General features: G+C 60.4%; 14 protein-coding genes. 7 read left to right on the plus strand and 7 right to left on the minus strand.

Annotation, left to right across the window (positions count from 1 at the left end):
- Positions 1 to 37: 37 nt before the first annotated feature.
- From ACR0NT_RS06740 to ACR0NT_RS06750, 3 genes are all read right to left on the minus strand, one after another.
- Entirely contained in the window at positions 38 to 1018 is a 981-nt protein-coding gene (locus ACR0NT_RS06740) for an alpha/beta hydrolase (protein ID WP_170671991.1), read from the minus strand.
- Positions 1019 to 1106: 88 nt separating this feature from the next.
- A complete protein-coding gene (locus ACR0NT_RS06745; protein ID WP_480442784.1) occupies positions 1107 to 2003 on the minus strand; it encodes a helix-turn-helix domain-containing protein in 897 nt (298 codons plus the stop codon).
- 71 nt (positions 2004 to 2074) lie between these two features.
- A complete protein-coding gene (locus ACR0NT_RS06750; protein WP_170443224.1) occupies positions 2075 to 2689 on the minus strand; it encodes a TetR/AcrR family transcriptional regulator in 615 nt (204 codons plus the stop codon).
- Between the two features lie 140 nt (positions 2690 to 2829).
- Between ACR0NT_RS06750 and ACR0NT_RS06755 the strand changes: the two genes are divergently transcribed.
- From ACR0NT_RS06755 to ACR0NT_RS06785, 7 genes are all read left to right on the plus strand, one after another.
- Positions 2830 to 3294, plus strand: a complete 465-nt coding sequence (locus ACR0NT_RS06755; protein WP_170443222.1) for a (2Fe-2S)-binding protein — start codon at positions 2830 to 2832, stop codon at positions 3292 to 3294.
- A 3-nt stretch (positions 3295 to 3297) separates the two neighbouring features.
- On the plus strand, positions 3298 to 5484 hold the full coding sequence (locus tag ACR0NT_RS06760) for a xanthine dehydrogenase family protein molybdopterin-binding subunit (protein WP_170671993.1): 2187 nt from the start codon (positions 3298 to 3300) through the stop codon (positions 5482 to 5484).
- 138 nt (positions 5485 to 5622) lie between these two features.
- Complete coding sequence (locus ACR0NT_RS06765) at positions 5623 to 6942, plus strand: glutamine synthetase family protein (protein WP_170672448.1); 1320 nt, start codon at positions 5623 to 5625, stop codon at positions 6940 to 6942.
- Between the two features lie 59 nt (positions 6943 to 7001).
- Positions 7002 to 7682, plus strand: a complete 681-nt coding sequence (locus tag ACR0NT_RS06770; RefSeq protein WP_170671995.1) for a type 1 glutamine amidotransferase — start codon at positions 7002 to 7004, stop codon at positions 7680 to 7682.
- A complete protein-coding gene (locus ACR0NT_RS06775; RefSeq protein ID WP_170671997.1) occupies positions 7682 to 9040 on the plus strand; it encodes a glutamine synthetase family protein in 1359 nt (452 codons plus the stop codon). Before ACR0NT_RS06770 ends, ACR0NT_RS06775 begins: the two co-directional genes overlap by 1 nt.
- An 8-nt stretch (positions 9041 to 9048) precedes the next feature.
- Positions 9049 to 10353, plus strand: a complete 1305-nt coding sequence (locus ACR0NT_RS06780; RefSeq protein ID WP_170671999.1) for an NAD(P)/FAD-dependent oxidoreductase — start codon at positions 9049 to 9051, stop codon at positions 10351 to 10353.
- Between the two features lie 113 nt (positions 10354 to 10466).
- The gene (locus ACR0NT_RS06785) at positions 10467 to 11681 is read left to right on the plus strand and encodes an aminotransferase class I/II-fold pyridoxal phosphate-dependent enzyme (RefSeq protein WP_170672001.1); all 1215 of its coding nucleotides are present in this window, start codon (positions 10467 to 10469) and stop codon (positions 11679 to 11681) included.
- A 3-nt stretch (positions 11682 to 11684) separates the two neighbouring features.
- Here ACR0NT_RS06785 and ACR0NT_RS06790 read toward each other — a convergent pair whose 3' ends face one another.
- The 4 genes from ACR0NT_RS06790 to ACR0NT_RS06805 form a co-directional block, all read right to left on the minus strand.
- The gene (locus ACR0NT_RS06790; RefSeq protein WP_170672003.1) at positions 11685 to 12446 is read right to left on the minus strand and encodes a trypsin-like serine protease; all 762 of its coding nucleotides are present in this window, start codon (positions 12444 to 12446) and stop codon (positions 11685 to 11687) included.
- Between the two features lie 11 nt (positions 12447 to 12457).
- A complete protein-coding gene (gene phaR, locus ACR0NT_RS06795; protein WP_170443206.1) occupies positions 12458 to 13012 on the minus strand; it encodes a polyhydroxyalkanoate synthesis repressor PhaR in 555 nt (184 codons plus the stop codon).
- Between the two features lie 134 nt (positions 13013 to 13146).
- Positions 13147 to 13593, minus strand: a complete 447-nt coding sequence (locus ACR0NT_RS06800) for a phasin family protein (RefSeq protein ID WP_170443204.1) — start codon at positions 13591 to 13593, stop codon at positions 13147 to 13149.
- Positions 13594 to 13723: 130 nt separating this feature from the next.
- The gene (locus ACR0NT_RS06805) at positions 13724 to 15526 is read right to left on the minus strand and encodes a class I poly(R)-hydroxyalkanoic acid synthase (protein ID WP_170672005.1); all 1803 of its coding nucleotides are present in this window, start codon (positions 15524 to 15526) and stop codon (positions 13724 to 13726) included.
- Positions 15527 to 15622 lie beyond the last annotated feature (96 nt).

Here is a 15622-nt window from a genome sequence, read left to right on the forward strand (position 1 = left end):
GCGCCGCGCTTGGGCGCCGCGATGGGCTCTATTCGGCTTAGTCGCCCTGTGCGCAACCGGCTGCGAAATGCGCGGCAACGGTATCGGCGGCGCGGGTTACGTCCTCGGGGTTGTCATAGAAATCGAACTGCGTGACGTCCTCGAGCATCTTCAGCGTCGCGTCGCCTGCGAACCCTTCCAGAAAGGTACGCATACCCTGCGGGATGGCGGCGGCTTCGGAATGCACAACCGCCAGAGGCTGCGTCAGACGGCTGGGGTTGTCCGCCGGATAGTATGTCAGCCAGCCTTCCCAGCCCGCATTGTTCCACTGATTGTCATATTCCGGGATCGCCCCGCGTTCGGGCTCATAGTAATAACCGCCGATCGGCATCAGTACGCCTTCGGCCCCTTCGGGACCGGCTGCCGGGATGATCTGGCCACCGGCGGCCTCGGCGGCGCGGCTGACCTCGATCAGACCTGACACACCTTCGGCCCCGCCATATACGGCCTTGACGATCTCGGCGTTCTGCAGCCATGGGGCGACCAGACCGATCCGCTGCACCAGATCATTGCCGGCCACCGCGTCGACCATGTACCCGGCCGAGGCGCAGATGCCCAAAGCGTTGATATGCGCCGCGTCAACTTCCGGCAGCGTGGCGACGAATTCAAACGCGGCGCGGATGTCCGAAGTTTTGGCCTCGGGGCTTTCGACGAAACGCACATGATGCGGCAAGTCACCGGATTTGCCCCAGCCGCGGAAGTCGAAGGTGAAGGCCGCAAAGCCGCGCCCGACCATTTCCTCGGCATAGACGCGGGGCATCTGTTCCTGCACGGAGGTCCAGGCGCCGGTCACAACGACGACGGGCAGCTTCTGGCCGCCATACCCTTCGGGCAGGTAGAGTGTGCCCGACAGCGTCGCACCTTCGTTTTCGAACGTCACGATGCGGGTTTCAACCTGCGCCATAGCAGCGGTTGAGGCCATTAGCAGTGCGGCGGTTCCAAGGGCAGTTTTCGTCATTGCCGTATCTCCTGATCTCATGTGGTGAGAACCTCACCTGATGACCAGAAATTACGCGCGCCCTTGGGGTTTTGATTGAAACATACAGCCTGAGTTTTGAAGGATCGCGCTATTTCTTGTCTGAAACGCGTTGGCCGCGAAACTGTTTCGGGGTCTGCCCCGTGATCTTCTTGAAACTTCGCGAGAAATGCGCCTGATCAGCGAACCCGCATGCGGCAGAGATCTCGGCAAAGCTCTGGTCCGGCTCAGACAGCATCCGGATCGCCTGCTCGATCCGGTAGGCCATGACGTATTGCATGGGGGTGGTGCCCAGCGTCTCTTTGAACACCCGGTTAAAGTGAGATTTGCTCATCGCCGCCTCGGCCGCCAGATCGTCAACAGTGATCGTCTGATCCAGATGCGCGCGGATATGGGCCAGAACCCTGTTGTAATGGGCCGAGGTGAACCGCGCGCTCAGTGCCACGTCCTCGGGTCGGCGGCGGCCGTATTTCTGTAGCAGCTTGACGAGAAAGACACGGCTCATCGCCTCGAACATCACGGCCGAGGACATGTCGTCATTCTCAAGCGCATCGCGCAGTATGACGCCTGCCGCACAAAGATCGGGGTCCGAGAATTGCGGCAGGTCTTCGAACTGCCTCGGTTCCAGCAGCAGCCCAAGCTCGGATTGCGCGAACTTCTCGACCCTTTGCGGGTCGATGGTGATCACGATGACATTCGATTTCGCGAACCAGCGCCAGCCCGACCGCGTGCCCGCCGGGGTGACGATGATGTCATGCAGGTTGAAGGTGAAATCCCGCAGCTCTCCGTTGCGCATATTCTGCACCCGATGCGGCACCGGCTGCAGGTTCAGCAGGATGTGATGCTCGTCGAACGCATCCTCGGGCATACTGCCGGGATCAGCCTGAAAATAGCGAACCGACATCAGTGCCGCCGCCGACATATGCGCGGCGTCTTCGCTGCTCAGCAGTGGGGCGGACGGGTAGATCTCGTCATACAACCGCGGCAAGACTACGCGTCCTCTGGTTTAGAAACGGATCGATATCGCAACATGAAAGGCCCGAACCGACGATCCGGCACCTAGTCTGACGCCCGTGTGCCATAGCGGCTGAGGATCAGGTCGACGCTGCTGTCGATTGTTGCGGTCATGTCCTGTTCGCTCAGCACACCGCCAGTGAACATCATCGGCCAGAACGCCTTGGCCTTGATCAGGCCGATGAACTCCTGCCCGGCCCGTTCCGGATCTTCGATCTGCAACTGCCCGTCATCTGCGGCATCTTTAAGCATGGTGACAAAGATCGACGTCTTGTCCAGCTTGCCCTGCGCCGCCGCCGCCATTTCCGGGTTGCGCAAAGTTTCGCTGATCACCATCCGCGCCATGGCGATAACCTCGGGCATCATCAGAATCCGCCCTTCGGCCCAGGCAAGCTCGGTCAATTGCTCGCGGATGTCGCGGCCCGGTTTGTACCTGATATCGCGCACGGCAGCGAACCGGTTGGACAGCTCGATCACAATCGAACGAAACAGGTTTTCCTTGCTTTCGAAGTACTTATACAGCGTGCGTTTGGACACTTCGGCGCGGGCGGAAATACGGTCCATGCTGGCCGCGGCGAATCCCTTTTCCTGGAATTCGGCTACGGCGGCTTCGATGATCTGGGCCTGTTTGGACGCGTTCGGTGCGCAGCAATCGCTCATGTTTCAAAGCTATAGACCCATTGACAGAGCAAGGTCAAACACTAGGTAAACCGGCGGGTTTACACGGACAGGGGTGTCACATACAGTAAACCCGCCAGTTTACCGACTCAGGTAACCAGCCCAACATGGAGAGTCCCCTCATGGCCCTGACCTTGAACCTGAATGGCAAGACCCACTCGGTCGACGCCGAACCCGGCACCCCCCTGCTGTGGGTAATCCGGGATGAACTTAAGTTGACCGGAACCAAATTTGGCTGCGGTGTCGCATCCTGCGGCGCCTGCACCGTGCACCTGAACGGTGAGCCCGTGCGCTCGTGCCAGACCTTTATCGAAGACGTCGAAGACGCCGAGATCACCACGATCGAAGCGGTGGGTGACGACAAGATCGGCGCGGCCGTCCAGCAGGCCTGGGTCGAACTGGACGTGGTTCAATGCGGCTACTGCCAGTCGGGTCAGGTGATGTCGGCCGTTGGGTTGCTGTCCGAAAACCCGAAGCCGAGCGTCGAGGACATCGACAGCTATATGTCCGGCAATGCCTGTCGCTGCGCCACCTATCAACGTATCCGCGCCGGTATCCAGCGCGCGTCCGAGATTCTGGAGGCCTGATCCATGACCATCAACACCTCCCGCCGAGGGTTTCTGAAAGGTGCCGCTGCTGCCGGTGCCGTCCTGTTGGTTGGCGCGCGCCCCGATGGCGTGTTGGCTGCCGGATCGACCGAGACCGCTCAGTTCAACTCATTCGTAAAGATCGATGCTGATGGCACCGTGACCGCCATCGTCAAGCATTTCGAAAAGGGTCAGGGGCCAGCGACCGGCCTGCCCACGCTGATCGCCGAGGAAATCGGCCTGACCATGGATCAGATCGAATACGAATTCGCGCCCTCTGATCCGAACATCTACAACAACCTGCTGTTCGGTCCGTTCCAGGGCACCGGCGGGTCAACCGCGATGGCAAACTCGTGGCTGCAATACCGTCAGGCCGGGGCCGCTGCACGCCAGATGCTGATCGACGCCGCCGCCCAAAGCTGGGGCGTGGATGCATCCGGCATCACCATCGAGGAAGGCATCGTCAAGGCCGGTGACAAATCGGCCCCGATTGCTGACTTCGTGGCCGCTGCGTCCCAACTGGAGGCCCCGGCTGAGCCGCGCCTGAAGGACCCGTCCGAATTCCGCCTGATCGGCAATGAGGCCGTGCGCCGCAAGGACTCGGCGATCAAAGGCAACGGTCAGGCGATGTACGCTATGGACGTTCACCTGCCGAACCAGATGGTTGCCATGATCAAGCGCCCGGAATCGAAAGGCGGTATTGCCAAGGGTTTTGACGACAGCGCATCAAAAGAGGTCAAAGGCTATATCAACGCCGCCGTTCTGCCCAATCAGGCGGGCGTGGCGGTCTATGCCGAAAACACCTGGGCCGCAATCCAGGCGCGCGACGCGCTTGAGGTCGAATGGGACATGTCCGCTGCGGAAACCCGCGACTCGGACCAGATCAAGGCCGAGATCATGGCCGCGCTGGATGCCGAGCCTGCGTATAACGTGAACAAGACGGATGTGGCCGCGGTGTCGGCGGCCATAGACGCGGCGAACAAGGTTGTCGAAAAGACCTTCTACTTCCCGCTTCTGGCCCATGCGCCGATGGAGCCACTGAACTGCACCATTGAGCAAACCGCCGAAGGCGACATCGTGCTGCATGACGGCGCGCAGATGCCGACCGGCCCGCATATGGCCTATCAGCAGATCTTCCAGCTGCCGCCCGAGAAAATCCACATCAAGACCATGCTGGCCGGTGGCTCGTTCGGTCGTCGTGCGACCCCCGACGCGGATTATCAGGTCGAGGCCGCGCTGGCTTTTGCGGTCACCGACCAGTCCCGCCCGGTCAAGCTGGTCTGGACGCGCGAGGATGACATCCGCAGCGGATACTACCGTCCCGCGTTCGGCCACAAGGTCCGCGTTGGTCTGGATGCTGACGGCAACATCGTCGGATGGCAGCACCAGGTTGCAGGACAATCGGTTATCAAAGGCACTCCGTTCGAAGCGGTTCTGGTGCATGACGGGATCGACCACAGCTCGGTCGAAGGGATTGCCGACAGCCCGTATAAAATCCCCGGAATGGCCGTGGGGCTGACCGACACACCCAAGGCCACAACGGTTCTGTGGTGGCGCTCGGTGGGTCACACCCATACCGGCTATACGATGGAAACCATGATGGATCTGGTCGCCGAGGCCGCAGGCCGTGACCCGGTCGAGTTCCGCCTGGCGCATCTGGCCGATACCAGTGACGCGGATCAGCAACGCAAAGCAGGTGTGCTGAAACTGGTCGCTGAAAAGGCGGGATGGGGCAACGTTCCTGCAGGTCGGGCGCAGGGCATTGCCGTGCACAAGTCCTTTGGGTCCTATGCTGCGCAAGTTGTCGAGGTCTCGGGCGATCCGGAAAACGGCATCAAAATCGAAAAGGTCACCTGTGCCGTGGATTGCGGTATCGCCGTGAACCCCGACGTGGTGCGGGCGCAGATGGAAGGCGGTATCGGCTACGGTATCGGCCACGTCATGCGCAATCAGATCACGCTGACCGGAGGGGCCGTGGACCAGTTCAACTTCCCCGATTACGAGCCTCTGCGCATCGGTGATATCGCAGAGATCGACGTCCATATCGTGCCGTCCGCTGAAGCGCCGACTGGTGTCGGCGAACCCGGCACGCCGCCCTCGGCCCCGGCCCTTGCCAATGCGATCCGGGCGCTTTCGGGCGTCAAGGTCAGTTCGCTGCCGATGGCAGATAACGGCGTCAATTTCGTCTGACGTCCTCTCGCTCCGCGCCATCCCCCTCTGGCGCGGAGCCCTTCGCCTGCATCCTGCAGCCAATTAATTTGATCAAATTTCGTGACAAGTCGCACAGTCTCGATTACATCTCGGACATCCCGAGTGATGGAGACCCCGATGGACCTGAGCGCCCTGCACAGTTTTCGCGTCGCCGCCTGTGACCTGAACGGTCAGATGCGGGGCAAGCGTGTGCCGCCCTCTTATGCCGACAAGCTGAGCAAAGGCACGGTGCGGATGCCGTTCTCTGCGCTGAACGTGGACCTGTGGGGCGCGGATATCGACGGCAGTCCCCTTGTCTTTGAATCTGGTGATGCGGATGGGATGCTGCTGCCGACGGATCGCGGCCCGGTGCCGATGCCGTGGCTGACGGCGGACACGGCGCTGGTTCCGATGTGCCTGTATGATGACGCGGGCGCACCTTTTGCCGGAGACCCGCGGCATGCTCTGGCTGCGGTGTTGCAGCGCTACGCCCAGCGCGGCTGGTCCGTGATCGCGGCAACCGAGCTGGAATTCACCCTGCTCGACGCCTCGGGCACGCACCCGCAGCCTCCGATTAACCCGGCGACCGGGCGCAGGCTGGCGGATGAATCAGTCCTCTCCATGGCCGAAATGGACGCGTTCGACGCCTTCTTCACCGAGCTTTATGATGGGTGTGCCGCGATGGGCATCCCCGCACAGACGGCGATCTCAGAAAGCGGCATTGGCCAGTTCGAGATCAACCTGAACCATCAGAACGCCCTGCGCTGCGCCGATGATACGTGGCTTTTCAAGGCATTGACGCGCGGCCTTGCCCGCAAGCACGGGTTCACGGCCACGTTCATGTCCAAGCCTTATGCAGACGATGCGGGCAATGGGATGCATGTGCATTTCTCGGTCGTGGACGACCAGGGCCGCAACGTGTTCGATAATGGCGGGCCTGAGGGCACCGATCTGCTGCGTTGGGCGGTTGCCGGATGTCTGGCCGCGATGCCGGGCTGCACGCTGGTCTTTGCTCCGCACGGCAATTCCTTCACGCGGCTTGTGCCCGGCGCACACGCCCCGACCGGCGCAAGCTGGGCCTATGAAAACCGCACCGCTGCGATCCGCATTCCCGGAGGTGCGCCCGCCGCGCGACGAATCGAACACCGCGTTGCGGGCGGCGACATCAACCCCTATCTGATGCTGGCCGCCGTGCTGGGCGCCGCGATGAACGGGATCGAGGATGAGACCGAACCGCCCGCTCCGATCGCGGGCAACGCTTACGAAATCGACGGCCTGCCGCAACTGGCAAGCGACTGGGCTTCGGCAATTGCCGCCTTTGAAACCGACCCGTTGGTCGCGCGCATCTTTCCCGCCGATTTGATCCGCTTTTTCGCCATGACTAAGCGGCAGGAAATCCGGCGCTTTGGTGAACGTCCGCCGGATGAGCACTGGCTCAGCTATCTCGAAGCGGTTTGACCCCCCTTGCCCGACCGGATGCGGTGGGCTAGAATAAATTTGATCAAATTTGGTGACCCATGAAAATCGGCATCCTTGTGACCGGCCACCCGCCCGACGAATTGCACAACCAGTTCGGCGCCTATGACGCGATGTTTCGCACGCTTCTGGACGGCAACGGCTTTGAGTTCGAAAGCTATGCTGTGGTCGACAATCAGTTCCCCGACAGCGCGGATCAGGCCGATGGCTGGATCATCACCGGCTCGCGCCACGGGGCGTATGAGGACCACGCGTGGATTCCTCCGCTGGAAGACCTTATTCGCGAGATCGGGAAAAGCGGGCAGCCTCTGATCGGCGTCTGTTTCGGCCACCAGGTCATTGCGCAGGCACTTGGTGGCAAAGTCGAAAAGTTCTCGGGCGGCTGGGCCGTCGGGCGGACGGATTATGACTATGACGGGCAGACGGTGACCCTGAATGCCTGGCATCAGGATCAGGTTGTCGAATTGCCCCAAGGCGCCAAGGTCACTGGCTCGAATGACTTCTGCCACAACGCCATGATCGCCTATGGCGATACGATCTGGACCGTTCAGGCGCACCCGGAATACGGCGACGGCTTTATCAAGGGCCTGATGGAAACCCGCGGCAAGGGCGTGGTGCCCGATGCCCTGATGCAGGACGCGGCCAACCGCCTGCCCACCAAAGATGACAATCCGAAGATCGCGCAGCACATGGCCGATTTTCTGAAGAAAGAGAGGGCCTGATGGCCGACTGGAAAGATCAGCTGCCACAGGCAGCCCGGACCTATATCGAAGGCCAGCGACTGGACGAGGTCGAGTGCATCATCTCGGACCTGCCCGGCATTGCGCGGGGCAAGGCGGTGCCTGCGTCAAAATTTGCCAAGCAGACCTATTTCCACCTGCCCGACAGCATCTTTTACCAGACCATCACGGGTGACTGGGGCGAGGCCGCGGGCGAGGACGGGTTCATCGAACGCGACATGATCCTAAAGCCCGATTTCACCACCGCGTCGGCTGCACCCTGGACGGGGGACTGGACGCTGCAGGTGATCCATGACGCCTATGACCGGGACAACAACCCGATCCCCTTCAGCCCACGCAACGTGCTGAAACGCGTCGTGCAGCTGTATCACGACAAGGGCTGGAAGCCGGTCGTTGCGCCCGAGATGGAGTTCTTTCTGGTCGCCCCCAACGTCGACCCGGCGCAAGGGATTAAGCCAATGATGGGCCGTTCGGGCCGTCCGGCGGCCGCGCGTCAGGCCTATTCGATGACCGCGGTGGACGAGTTCGGCCCGGTGATCGACGACATCTATGATTTCGCCGAGCATCAGGGGTTCGAGATCGACGGCATCACGCAGGAAGGCGGCGCGGGTCAGTTGGAGATCAACCTGCGCCACGGCAACCCGGTCAAGCTGGCCGATGAGGTGTTCTATTTCAAACGCCTGATCCGCGAGGCCGCCCTGCGTCACAACTGCTTTGCCACCTTCATGGCGAAACCGATCGAGGATGAGCCGGGCTCGGCCATGCATATCCACCACTCGATCATCGATATCGAGACGGGGCAGAACATCTTCTCGGGCCCGCAAGGCGGTGAGACGGACGCGTTCTATCACTTCATCGCCGGGCTGCAGAACCACCTGCCCGCCGGTCTGGCGGTGATGGCGCCCTATGTGAACTCGTACCGCCGCTATGTGAAAGACCACGCCGCCCCGATCAATCTGGAATGGGCGCGCGACAACCGTACCACCGGCATCCGTGTGCCCCTGTCAGGCCCCGAGGCGCGCCGGGTCGAAAACCGCATCGCCGGGATGGACTGCAACCCCTATCTGGGCATCGCCCTGTCACTGGCCTGTGGCTATCTGGGTTTGGTCCAGCAAGAGCGCCCGCGCCGTCAATTCTATGGCGACGCCTATGAGGGCGACGGTGATATCCCGCAGGTCATGGGCAACGCGCTGGACCTGTTCGATGAGGCCACTGCCCTGCACGAAGTTCTCGGCCCCGAATTCGCCCGCGTCTATGGCATCGTCAAACGCGCCGAGTATGAGGAATTCCTGCAGGTCATCTCTCCGTGGGAGCGTGAGCACTTGCTGATGAACGTCTGAGGCACGCGATGAACCTGCTCTATTCCAATGACCGCAAAGCCGAGTATCCGGCGAGTTGGTATGCCGCGACGGCCAATCCGATCGACCGGTCTCCCGCGCTGACGGGGGAAGTGAAAGCAGATGTCTGCGTGGTGGGCGGAGGCTATACCGGCCTCTCTGCCGCCCTACATCTGGCCGAGGCCGGATTCGACGTGGTTCTGCTTGAGGCGCACCGGGTGGGGTTCGGCGCATCGGGCCGCAATGGTGGCCAACTGGGCAGCGCACAGCGGATGGATCAGAAAGACCTCGAGCGGCTGGTCGGGAATGACGATGCAGCAAAGCTGTGGGAGCTGGCCGAGGATGCCAAAGATCTGGTCAAGTCGCTGATCGCCAAACACCAGATTGATTGCGACCTGAAACCCGGCGTGGCGGTTCTGGGCCTGAGCAATGCGGAACAGGACGAACTGCATGACCACGCGGCACATCTGTCTGACCGATACGGCTATGACCAGATGGAGTTGCTGGACGAAAGCGCAGGCCACGCGCTGTGCCCGTCGCCCGCCTATCGCGGCGGTTATCTGGATATGGGCGCTGCGCATCTGCACCCGCTGAACTTCGCACTGGGTTTGGCGGACGCTGCGGTGAAGGCTGGTGTGCGCATCCATGAAAGCACCGAGGTCACAGGCGTTGAGAACAGCACCCCCGTCGCCGTGCGCACTGAACAAGGCAAAGTGACCGCCGACCACGTCATTCTGGCCTGCAACGGATATCTGGGGAACCTGAACGGCAAAGTCGCCTCACGCGTCATGCCGATCAACAACTTCATCGCCGCGACCGAGCCTCTGGGCCCGGAGGCCGCCCGCGTCCTGACCCGCGACGTGGCCGTCGCTGACACAAAATTCGTGGTGAACTACTTCCGCCTCAGCGCCGACAACCGGCTGCTGTTCGGCGGCGGCGAAAGCTATGGCTACCGCTTCCCCACTGACATCGCCGCCAAGGTCCGCAAACCGATGGTCGAGATTTTCCCGCATCTGCGCGACGTCAAGATCGACTATGCCTGGGGCGGCACTTTGGCCATTACCATGCGGCGGATGCCCTATCTGGCACGGGTTGCGCCGAACATCCTGTCGGCCTCGGGCTATTCCGGCCACGGGGTCGGCACCGCGACCCATGCCGGGCAGCTGATGGCACAGGCCATTCAGGGGCAGGCCGAGGGGTTCGACACCATGGCCCGCGTTCCCGCCCTTCCCTTTCCCGGCGGCCCCGCGCTGCGCAGCCCGCTGCTGGTGCTGGCGATGACGTGGTTTGCCCTGCGGGATCGCCTCGGGGTCTGACCTTAAGGAATTGCAACAGATTGGTGAATTTTCGCCCACAAGGCGATTGAGGGGTTTAACTGGCCAATAATTAGCTTTATCTTTCCCAAAGATAGAATTTGGGAAAATCAAATATGACGCTTCCTCCAAACGTTCATGACGCCGAACCCATCCCCGCAGCCGCCCGCAAAGCCATCGACGCCCTGATGCAATCAGGCGACCTGTTCCGCTATACCGCGCCGCAGGATGCGCCGGTGGCACTGCTTGAAAGCGAATTCGCCGCATTGCTGGGCACGAAATACGCGCTGGCGGTGTCGTCCTGCTCGGCAGCGTTGTTCCTTTCGCTCAAAGCGTTGGGCCTGCCGCGGGACGCGCGGGTTCTGATCCCCGGCTTTACTTTCGCCGCGGTGCCGTCGTCGATCGTGCACGCGGATTGCATTCCGGTGCTGTGCGAAGTGGCCGAAAACTATCGTATCGACATGGAGGATTTCGCCGCCAAGCTGGACGGCGTGCAGGCGGTGATCATCAGCCACATGCGCGGCCACACATCCGACATGGACGCGATCATGGCCCTGTGCAACGAGCGTGACATACCGGTGATCGAGGACGCGGCGCACTCGCTGGGCACCACCTGGCACGGCCAGAACATCGGCACCATCGGCAAGGTCGGCTGCTTCTCGTTTCAGTCCTACAAGATGATCAACGCGGGCGAAGGTGGCATCCTGATCACTGACGACGCCGATCTGGTGGCCCGCGCCGTGATCATGTCGGGCGCCTATGAGCACAACTGGAAAAAACACAAAGGCCCGCACGGCGACAACTCGCCCGAGCTGGAACAGGCCTTTGCCCGCTGGCAGAACCAACTGCCGCTTTATAACCTGCGTATGAGCAACCTGAGCGCCGCCGTGATCCGGCCGCAGATCCCGGAACTGGCACGCCGCGTGCGTGACGGGCTGGCGAACCACGACTATGTGGCCAAGCGCCTGAATACCTCGGATTACATCGACGTCCCTGCCCCGCTGGCACCCGAGCGCCGTGCGCCGGATTCGATCCAGTTCAACCTGGTCGGGATGGACGAGGTCGAGATCCGCGCCTTCGCTGCCGCCTCTGAATCGCGCGGTGTCAAGGTTCAGGTCTTTGGCCTGAGCGAGGACAACGCCCGCGCCTTCTGGAACTGGCAATTCCTGCCGGAGAAGTTCGAGTTGCCGCAGACCCGCGACATGCTGATGAAGGCCTGTGACGTCCGCCTGCCGGTGCGCCTGACACGCGAAGAACTGGATATCATCGCCGACATCCTGCTGGCCTCGGTCGGCGAAGTGACCGGCCCGGTCCCGGTCTACGGCACCTGACAGCTATTGCGGGCCGATATCGAACAACTCGGTCGATAGAAACAGCGCCGTGACCCCCTCGGGGGTTGCGGCGACCCGAGACAGGATCGCGGCAACCTGCGGACCGGAAGACGTTTCAACCAAGAGCGGCGCACCGGAATCCCCCATCATCACAGGGCAAACCGCCAACAGAATCCCGTCCTGATACCGACGCGGGGGACAGGTTTCAGTTCGGCTGAGAATATGTGGCCGCACCCCGGGATATCCAGCGACAAAAGCCGAAACAGCATTGGTATCCGCAAGCGGCAGATACCCGACCTGCTGACCGATCGGCTCGCTCAGTTCCAGAACCGCCCAATCCAGGCCTGCACGATCGTCAAACACGCCGTCTTTGCCCTGATCGCGATGCACCCGATACCCCGCTATGTCAGACACTGCGACGGTTGATCCACGCTGATACCCGGCGGCAAACCGGATGCTGGAGGGCGGGATCCACCGTTGCCGAGGCGCGTTATAGAGGCAATGCGCAGCGGTCAGCACCAACCTTTCCGCCACCAAAACACCAGTGCAATGGGACCTCTGATCGCGGCTGGCAAAGTTGATCCGCCCGATGGCGCGCCACGGGGTCTGGCCCGCATCCAGAATCTCGCGGCTACGGATTGCATCGCACCCGGCCCCGGACTGGGTCCCCAGCCTGCAGACCGGAGACCAGTTTTCCGAATAAACGCCCTGCGACAGCGCGGGCTGCATCCAAAGCAATGCGATACTCAGGAACAGCCAACGCATCCTTGACGCGGTCAGTTCAGCTTGGAGAGTTTCTTCTGCAACTCGGCAAGCTGCTTCTTGATGTCGTCCAGGTCTTCTTTGGATTCCGGCTTGCCTTCGTCATCCTTGTCCGGCCCGGACCAATTGCCCGACAGACCACCCGTCATCGCCTTCAGAAACGCCTGTTGCTGCGCCTGCATCGCTTCGAACCCAGGCATCTGCGACATCGGGTTCATGGCGTTCATGTTTTCCATCATCTTGCTTTGGCTTTCGCGCAGCATTTCGAACGAGCTTTGCAGGAATTGCGGCATCATCCCACCACCCGGGATCATATAGCTGCGCACCAGATCGTTCAGCACATTCACCGGCAGCACGTTTTCGCCCCGACTTTCATGTTCGGCAATGATCTGCAGCAGGTATTGCCGGGTCAGGTCGTCTCCGGTTTTCAGATCGATGATCTGCACCTCACGCCCGTCGCGGATGAAGGCCGCGATATCTTCCAGCGTGACATAGTCGCTGGTCTCGGTGTTATACAGCCGGCGGCTTGCATAGCGTTTGATCAACAGTGGTTTTTCTTGTTCCGACACCGTTTGCCCTCCCCAAGGATGATGCGTTGCAGCAGAGATTATGCGAGCGCAGCACAAAAAGAAAGGGCAGGTCAAAAGACCTGCCCGACGCGATTGCACCAGATGGGAGGAACGGGTGCGCCTCGCGGCCTTACTTATTTTGCAGTTGCGGCTTTCTTGGCAGCAGCTGTCACGTCGTTGGTTGCTTTCTTGACGGCAGCAGTTGCGTCTTCAGCAGCTTCTTTGCCTGCAGCCATCAGCAGCTCGACGGTTTCGGTCTGCAGTTTTTTCGCGATTTCAGCGAATGCAGCCATGTTTTCAGCAGCAACTTCGGCCGAAGCGCTTGCGAAATCGGTTGCCGCTTTTGCGTAGTCAGCCGGCTCGGCCTTTGCTTTCGACATCTCGGTCAGCTTGGACAGGGTGTCCTTGGTCCATTTGTTCGAGATTTCAGCCGATTTTTCGGCGGCGTCCAGAGCAACGCCCGACAGCTTTTCGTTCAGCGAAGCGGTCGATTTGAAGGCACCTTCCAGAGCGGTGGTGTCAACGGGGAACGCGCCCATCATTTCTTTCATGGTCGCGGTAAAGTCTTGGGTCTTTGCCATTGTCTTAATCCTTTTTGCCGAACCGGGCCCACCCCGGTTTTCATCAGCTTGAGGGTAATATGAATGCTGCGCCGCAGCATTTCAAGTTTTTTCTTGCTGCGACGCAGAATTTTTAAGTTTCAAAATGAAATCAGCCGTTTGGGTTGGCCACCACATATGTGCCAGGTGCCGGGGCCAAACGAGGATGATCCGAATCACCGGTATCGCGGGCCGGGACCTGTTTGCCCGAACGTTTCTTCAGCCATGCCTCCCACAGGGGCCACCACGAACCCTCGTGGAATTCAGCCTCTTTCAACCAGGTGTCCGCATCCGCCTTCATATCCGGGTTGGTGTAGTGACCGTATTTCTTCTTGCTGGGTGGATTGATGATGCCCGCGATATGGCCGGACTCGGAGACCACAAAAGTTTTGTTCCGCGACCCCATCTTCTGCACGCCGCGATAGCAGTCTTTCCACGCCGCGATATGGTCCGTCTCGCAGGTGATCGCCATCAACGGCACATCCACGTCGCTAAGTTTCAGCTTGTGACCGAACAGCTCAAACCCGTCAGTGGCGAATTCGTTGCGCTGGCACAGGCCACGCAGATACTCGACCGTCATCTTGGCTGGCAGGTTGGCCCCGTCACCATTCCAGAACAACAGATCAAAGGCGGGCGGCACCTCACCCAGCATATAGCTGCGGATCGCCGGGCCGTAGACCAGATCGCGCGAGCGCAGGAAGGACATGGTGCGCGCCATGATCCATGACCGCAGCACGCCCTCTTTGTTCACCTCTTCCTCGATCCCGTCGATGAAATCGTTCTGCAGGAAAGGCGTAAACTCGCCCTGTTCAGAGAAATCCGTCAGTGCAGTGAACAGTGTTGCCGACTTGACCGATTTATCGCCGCGCTGTTTCAGCAGCGCCAAAGTGAGGCTCAGCGTGGTGCCCGCGATACAATATCCGATCGCGTTCACCTGCTTGACCTTGCAGATCTTCTTGGCCTCTTCAATTGCAGTCAGGAAACCGTCCTGAATGTAATCCTCCATCCCGGTGTCCGCATAGCTTTCATCCGGGTTGACCCAGCTGACGACGAACAGGGTATAGCCTTGCTCGGTCACCCACTTGATCAGGCTGTTTTGTGCCTTGAGGTCGAGAATGTAGAATTTGTTGATCCAGGGCGGGAACAGGACAATCGGTGTTTCATGGACCGTTTCTGTCGCTGGCTTGTACTGGATCAGTTCCATCATGCGGTTGCGAAAAACCACGTCACCGGGCGTCGTCGCCAGGTTGCCGCCCACTTCAAACGCGCTTTCGTCGGCCAGCTTCACCACCAATTCGCCATCGTTGGCCTCAAGGTCCGAAACGAGGTTCTCAAGCCCCTTGATCAGCGACTGGCCTTCGGTTTCGACAGCCTTTTGCAGCGCGTCCGGGTTGGTCGCCAGAAAATTCGTGGGGGCCATCATGTCGATGATCTGCTGCGAGAAATAACCCAGACGCTGTTTGTCCTTTGCATCCAGATCCTCGACCGAGGCAACGGCCTGGGCGATAGCTTCGGAATTGGTCTGGTATTGCTGGCGGATCAGGCGGAAATAGGGGTTGGTTTCCCAAAGAGGGTTGGAAAATCGTTTGTCACCGAGTCTGGCTTCTTCGTCATCGACCTCGCCCTTGGTCAGCGCCTGCTGCGCTTCGGCAAAGTTCAGAACCGATTTTCCCCAGAATTCTATTTGCCGCTCCAGCAACTTTGCGGGATTTTGCCATGCGTCGGCCCAATATGCCGTTGCTGCCTTTGCAAAAAGCTCCTGATTCGGGCCGTCCAATGCAGCGGTATGCGGCTTTTTCACAGCCATCACTTCGATCAAGCGCTTCGACAATTGCTCGACCTTTTCCATATTTTCCTTAAGGCGTTCAATGTTTTCTTCGGTCACTTCAGGCATCTGGCCGTCACTTGTTGTCATTTTAACAATTCCCGCTTAATCTCGCTGCTATGCAGAATAACGTCGTAGGTCTCAGGGGGCAAAGCGGCGAATGGTCCGAACACCCAGGCTGACACG

Source organism: Ruegeria sp. AB10, from assembly GCF_056542745.1.

What these genes read in the sequence shown, in the direction of transcription:
- ACR0NT_RS06760 (WP_170671993.1), top strand. Translation starts at nt 3,298, where the DNA reads ATGACCATCAACACCTCCCGCCGAGGGTTTCTGAAAGGTGCCGCTGCT.
- ACR0NT_RS06785 (WP_170672001.1), top strand. Translation starts at nt 10,467, where the DNA reads ATGACGCTTCCTCCAAACGTTCATGACGCCGAACCCATCCCCGCAGCC.
- ACR0NT_RS06750 (WP_170443224.1), bottom strand. Translation starts at nt 2,689, where the DNA reads ATGAGCGATTGCTGCGCACCGAACGCGTCCAAACAGGCCCAGATCATC.
- ACR0NT_RS06780 (WP_170671999.1), top strand. Translation starts at nt 9,049, where the DNA reads ATGAACCTGCTCTATTCCAATGACCGCAAAGCCGAGTATCCGGCGAGT.
- ACR0NT_RS06805 (WP_170672005.1), bottom strand. Translation starts at nt 15,526, where the DNA reads ATGACAACAAGTGACGGCCAGATGCCTGAAGTGACCGAAGAAAACATT.
- ACR0NT_RS06770 (WP_170671995.1), top strand. Translation starts at nt 7,002, where the DNA reads ATGAAAATCGGCATCCTTGTGACCGGCCACCCGCCCGACGAATTGCAC.
- ACR0NT_RS06775 (WP_170671997.1), top strand. Translation starts at nt 7,682, where the DNA reads ATGGCCGACTGGAAAGATCAGCTGCCACAGGCAGCCCGGACCTATATC.
- ACR0NT_RS06755 (WP_170443222.1), top strand. Translation starts at nt 2,830, where the DNA reads ATGGCCCTGACCTTGAACCTGAATGGCAAGACCCACTCGGTCGACGCC.
- ACR0NT_RS06800 (WP_170443204.1), bottom strand. Translation starts at nt 13,593, where the DNA reads ATGGCAAAGACCCAAGACTTTACCGCGACCATGAAAGAAATGATGGGC.
- ACR0NT_RS06740 (WP_170671991.1), bottom strand. Translation starts at nt 1,018, where the DNA reads ATGAGATCAGGAGATACGGCAATGACGAAAACTGCCCTTGGAACCGCC.
- ACR0NT_RS06765 (WP_170672448.1), top strand. Translation starts at nt 5,623, where the DNA reads ATGGACCTGAGCGCCCTGCACAGTTTTCGCGTCGCCGCCTGTGACCTG.
- ACR0NT_RS06790 (WP_170672003.1), bottom strand. Translation starts at nt 12,446, where the DNA reads ATGCGTTGGCTGTTCCTGAGTATCGCATTGCTTTGGATGCAGCCCGCG.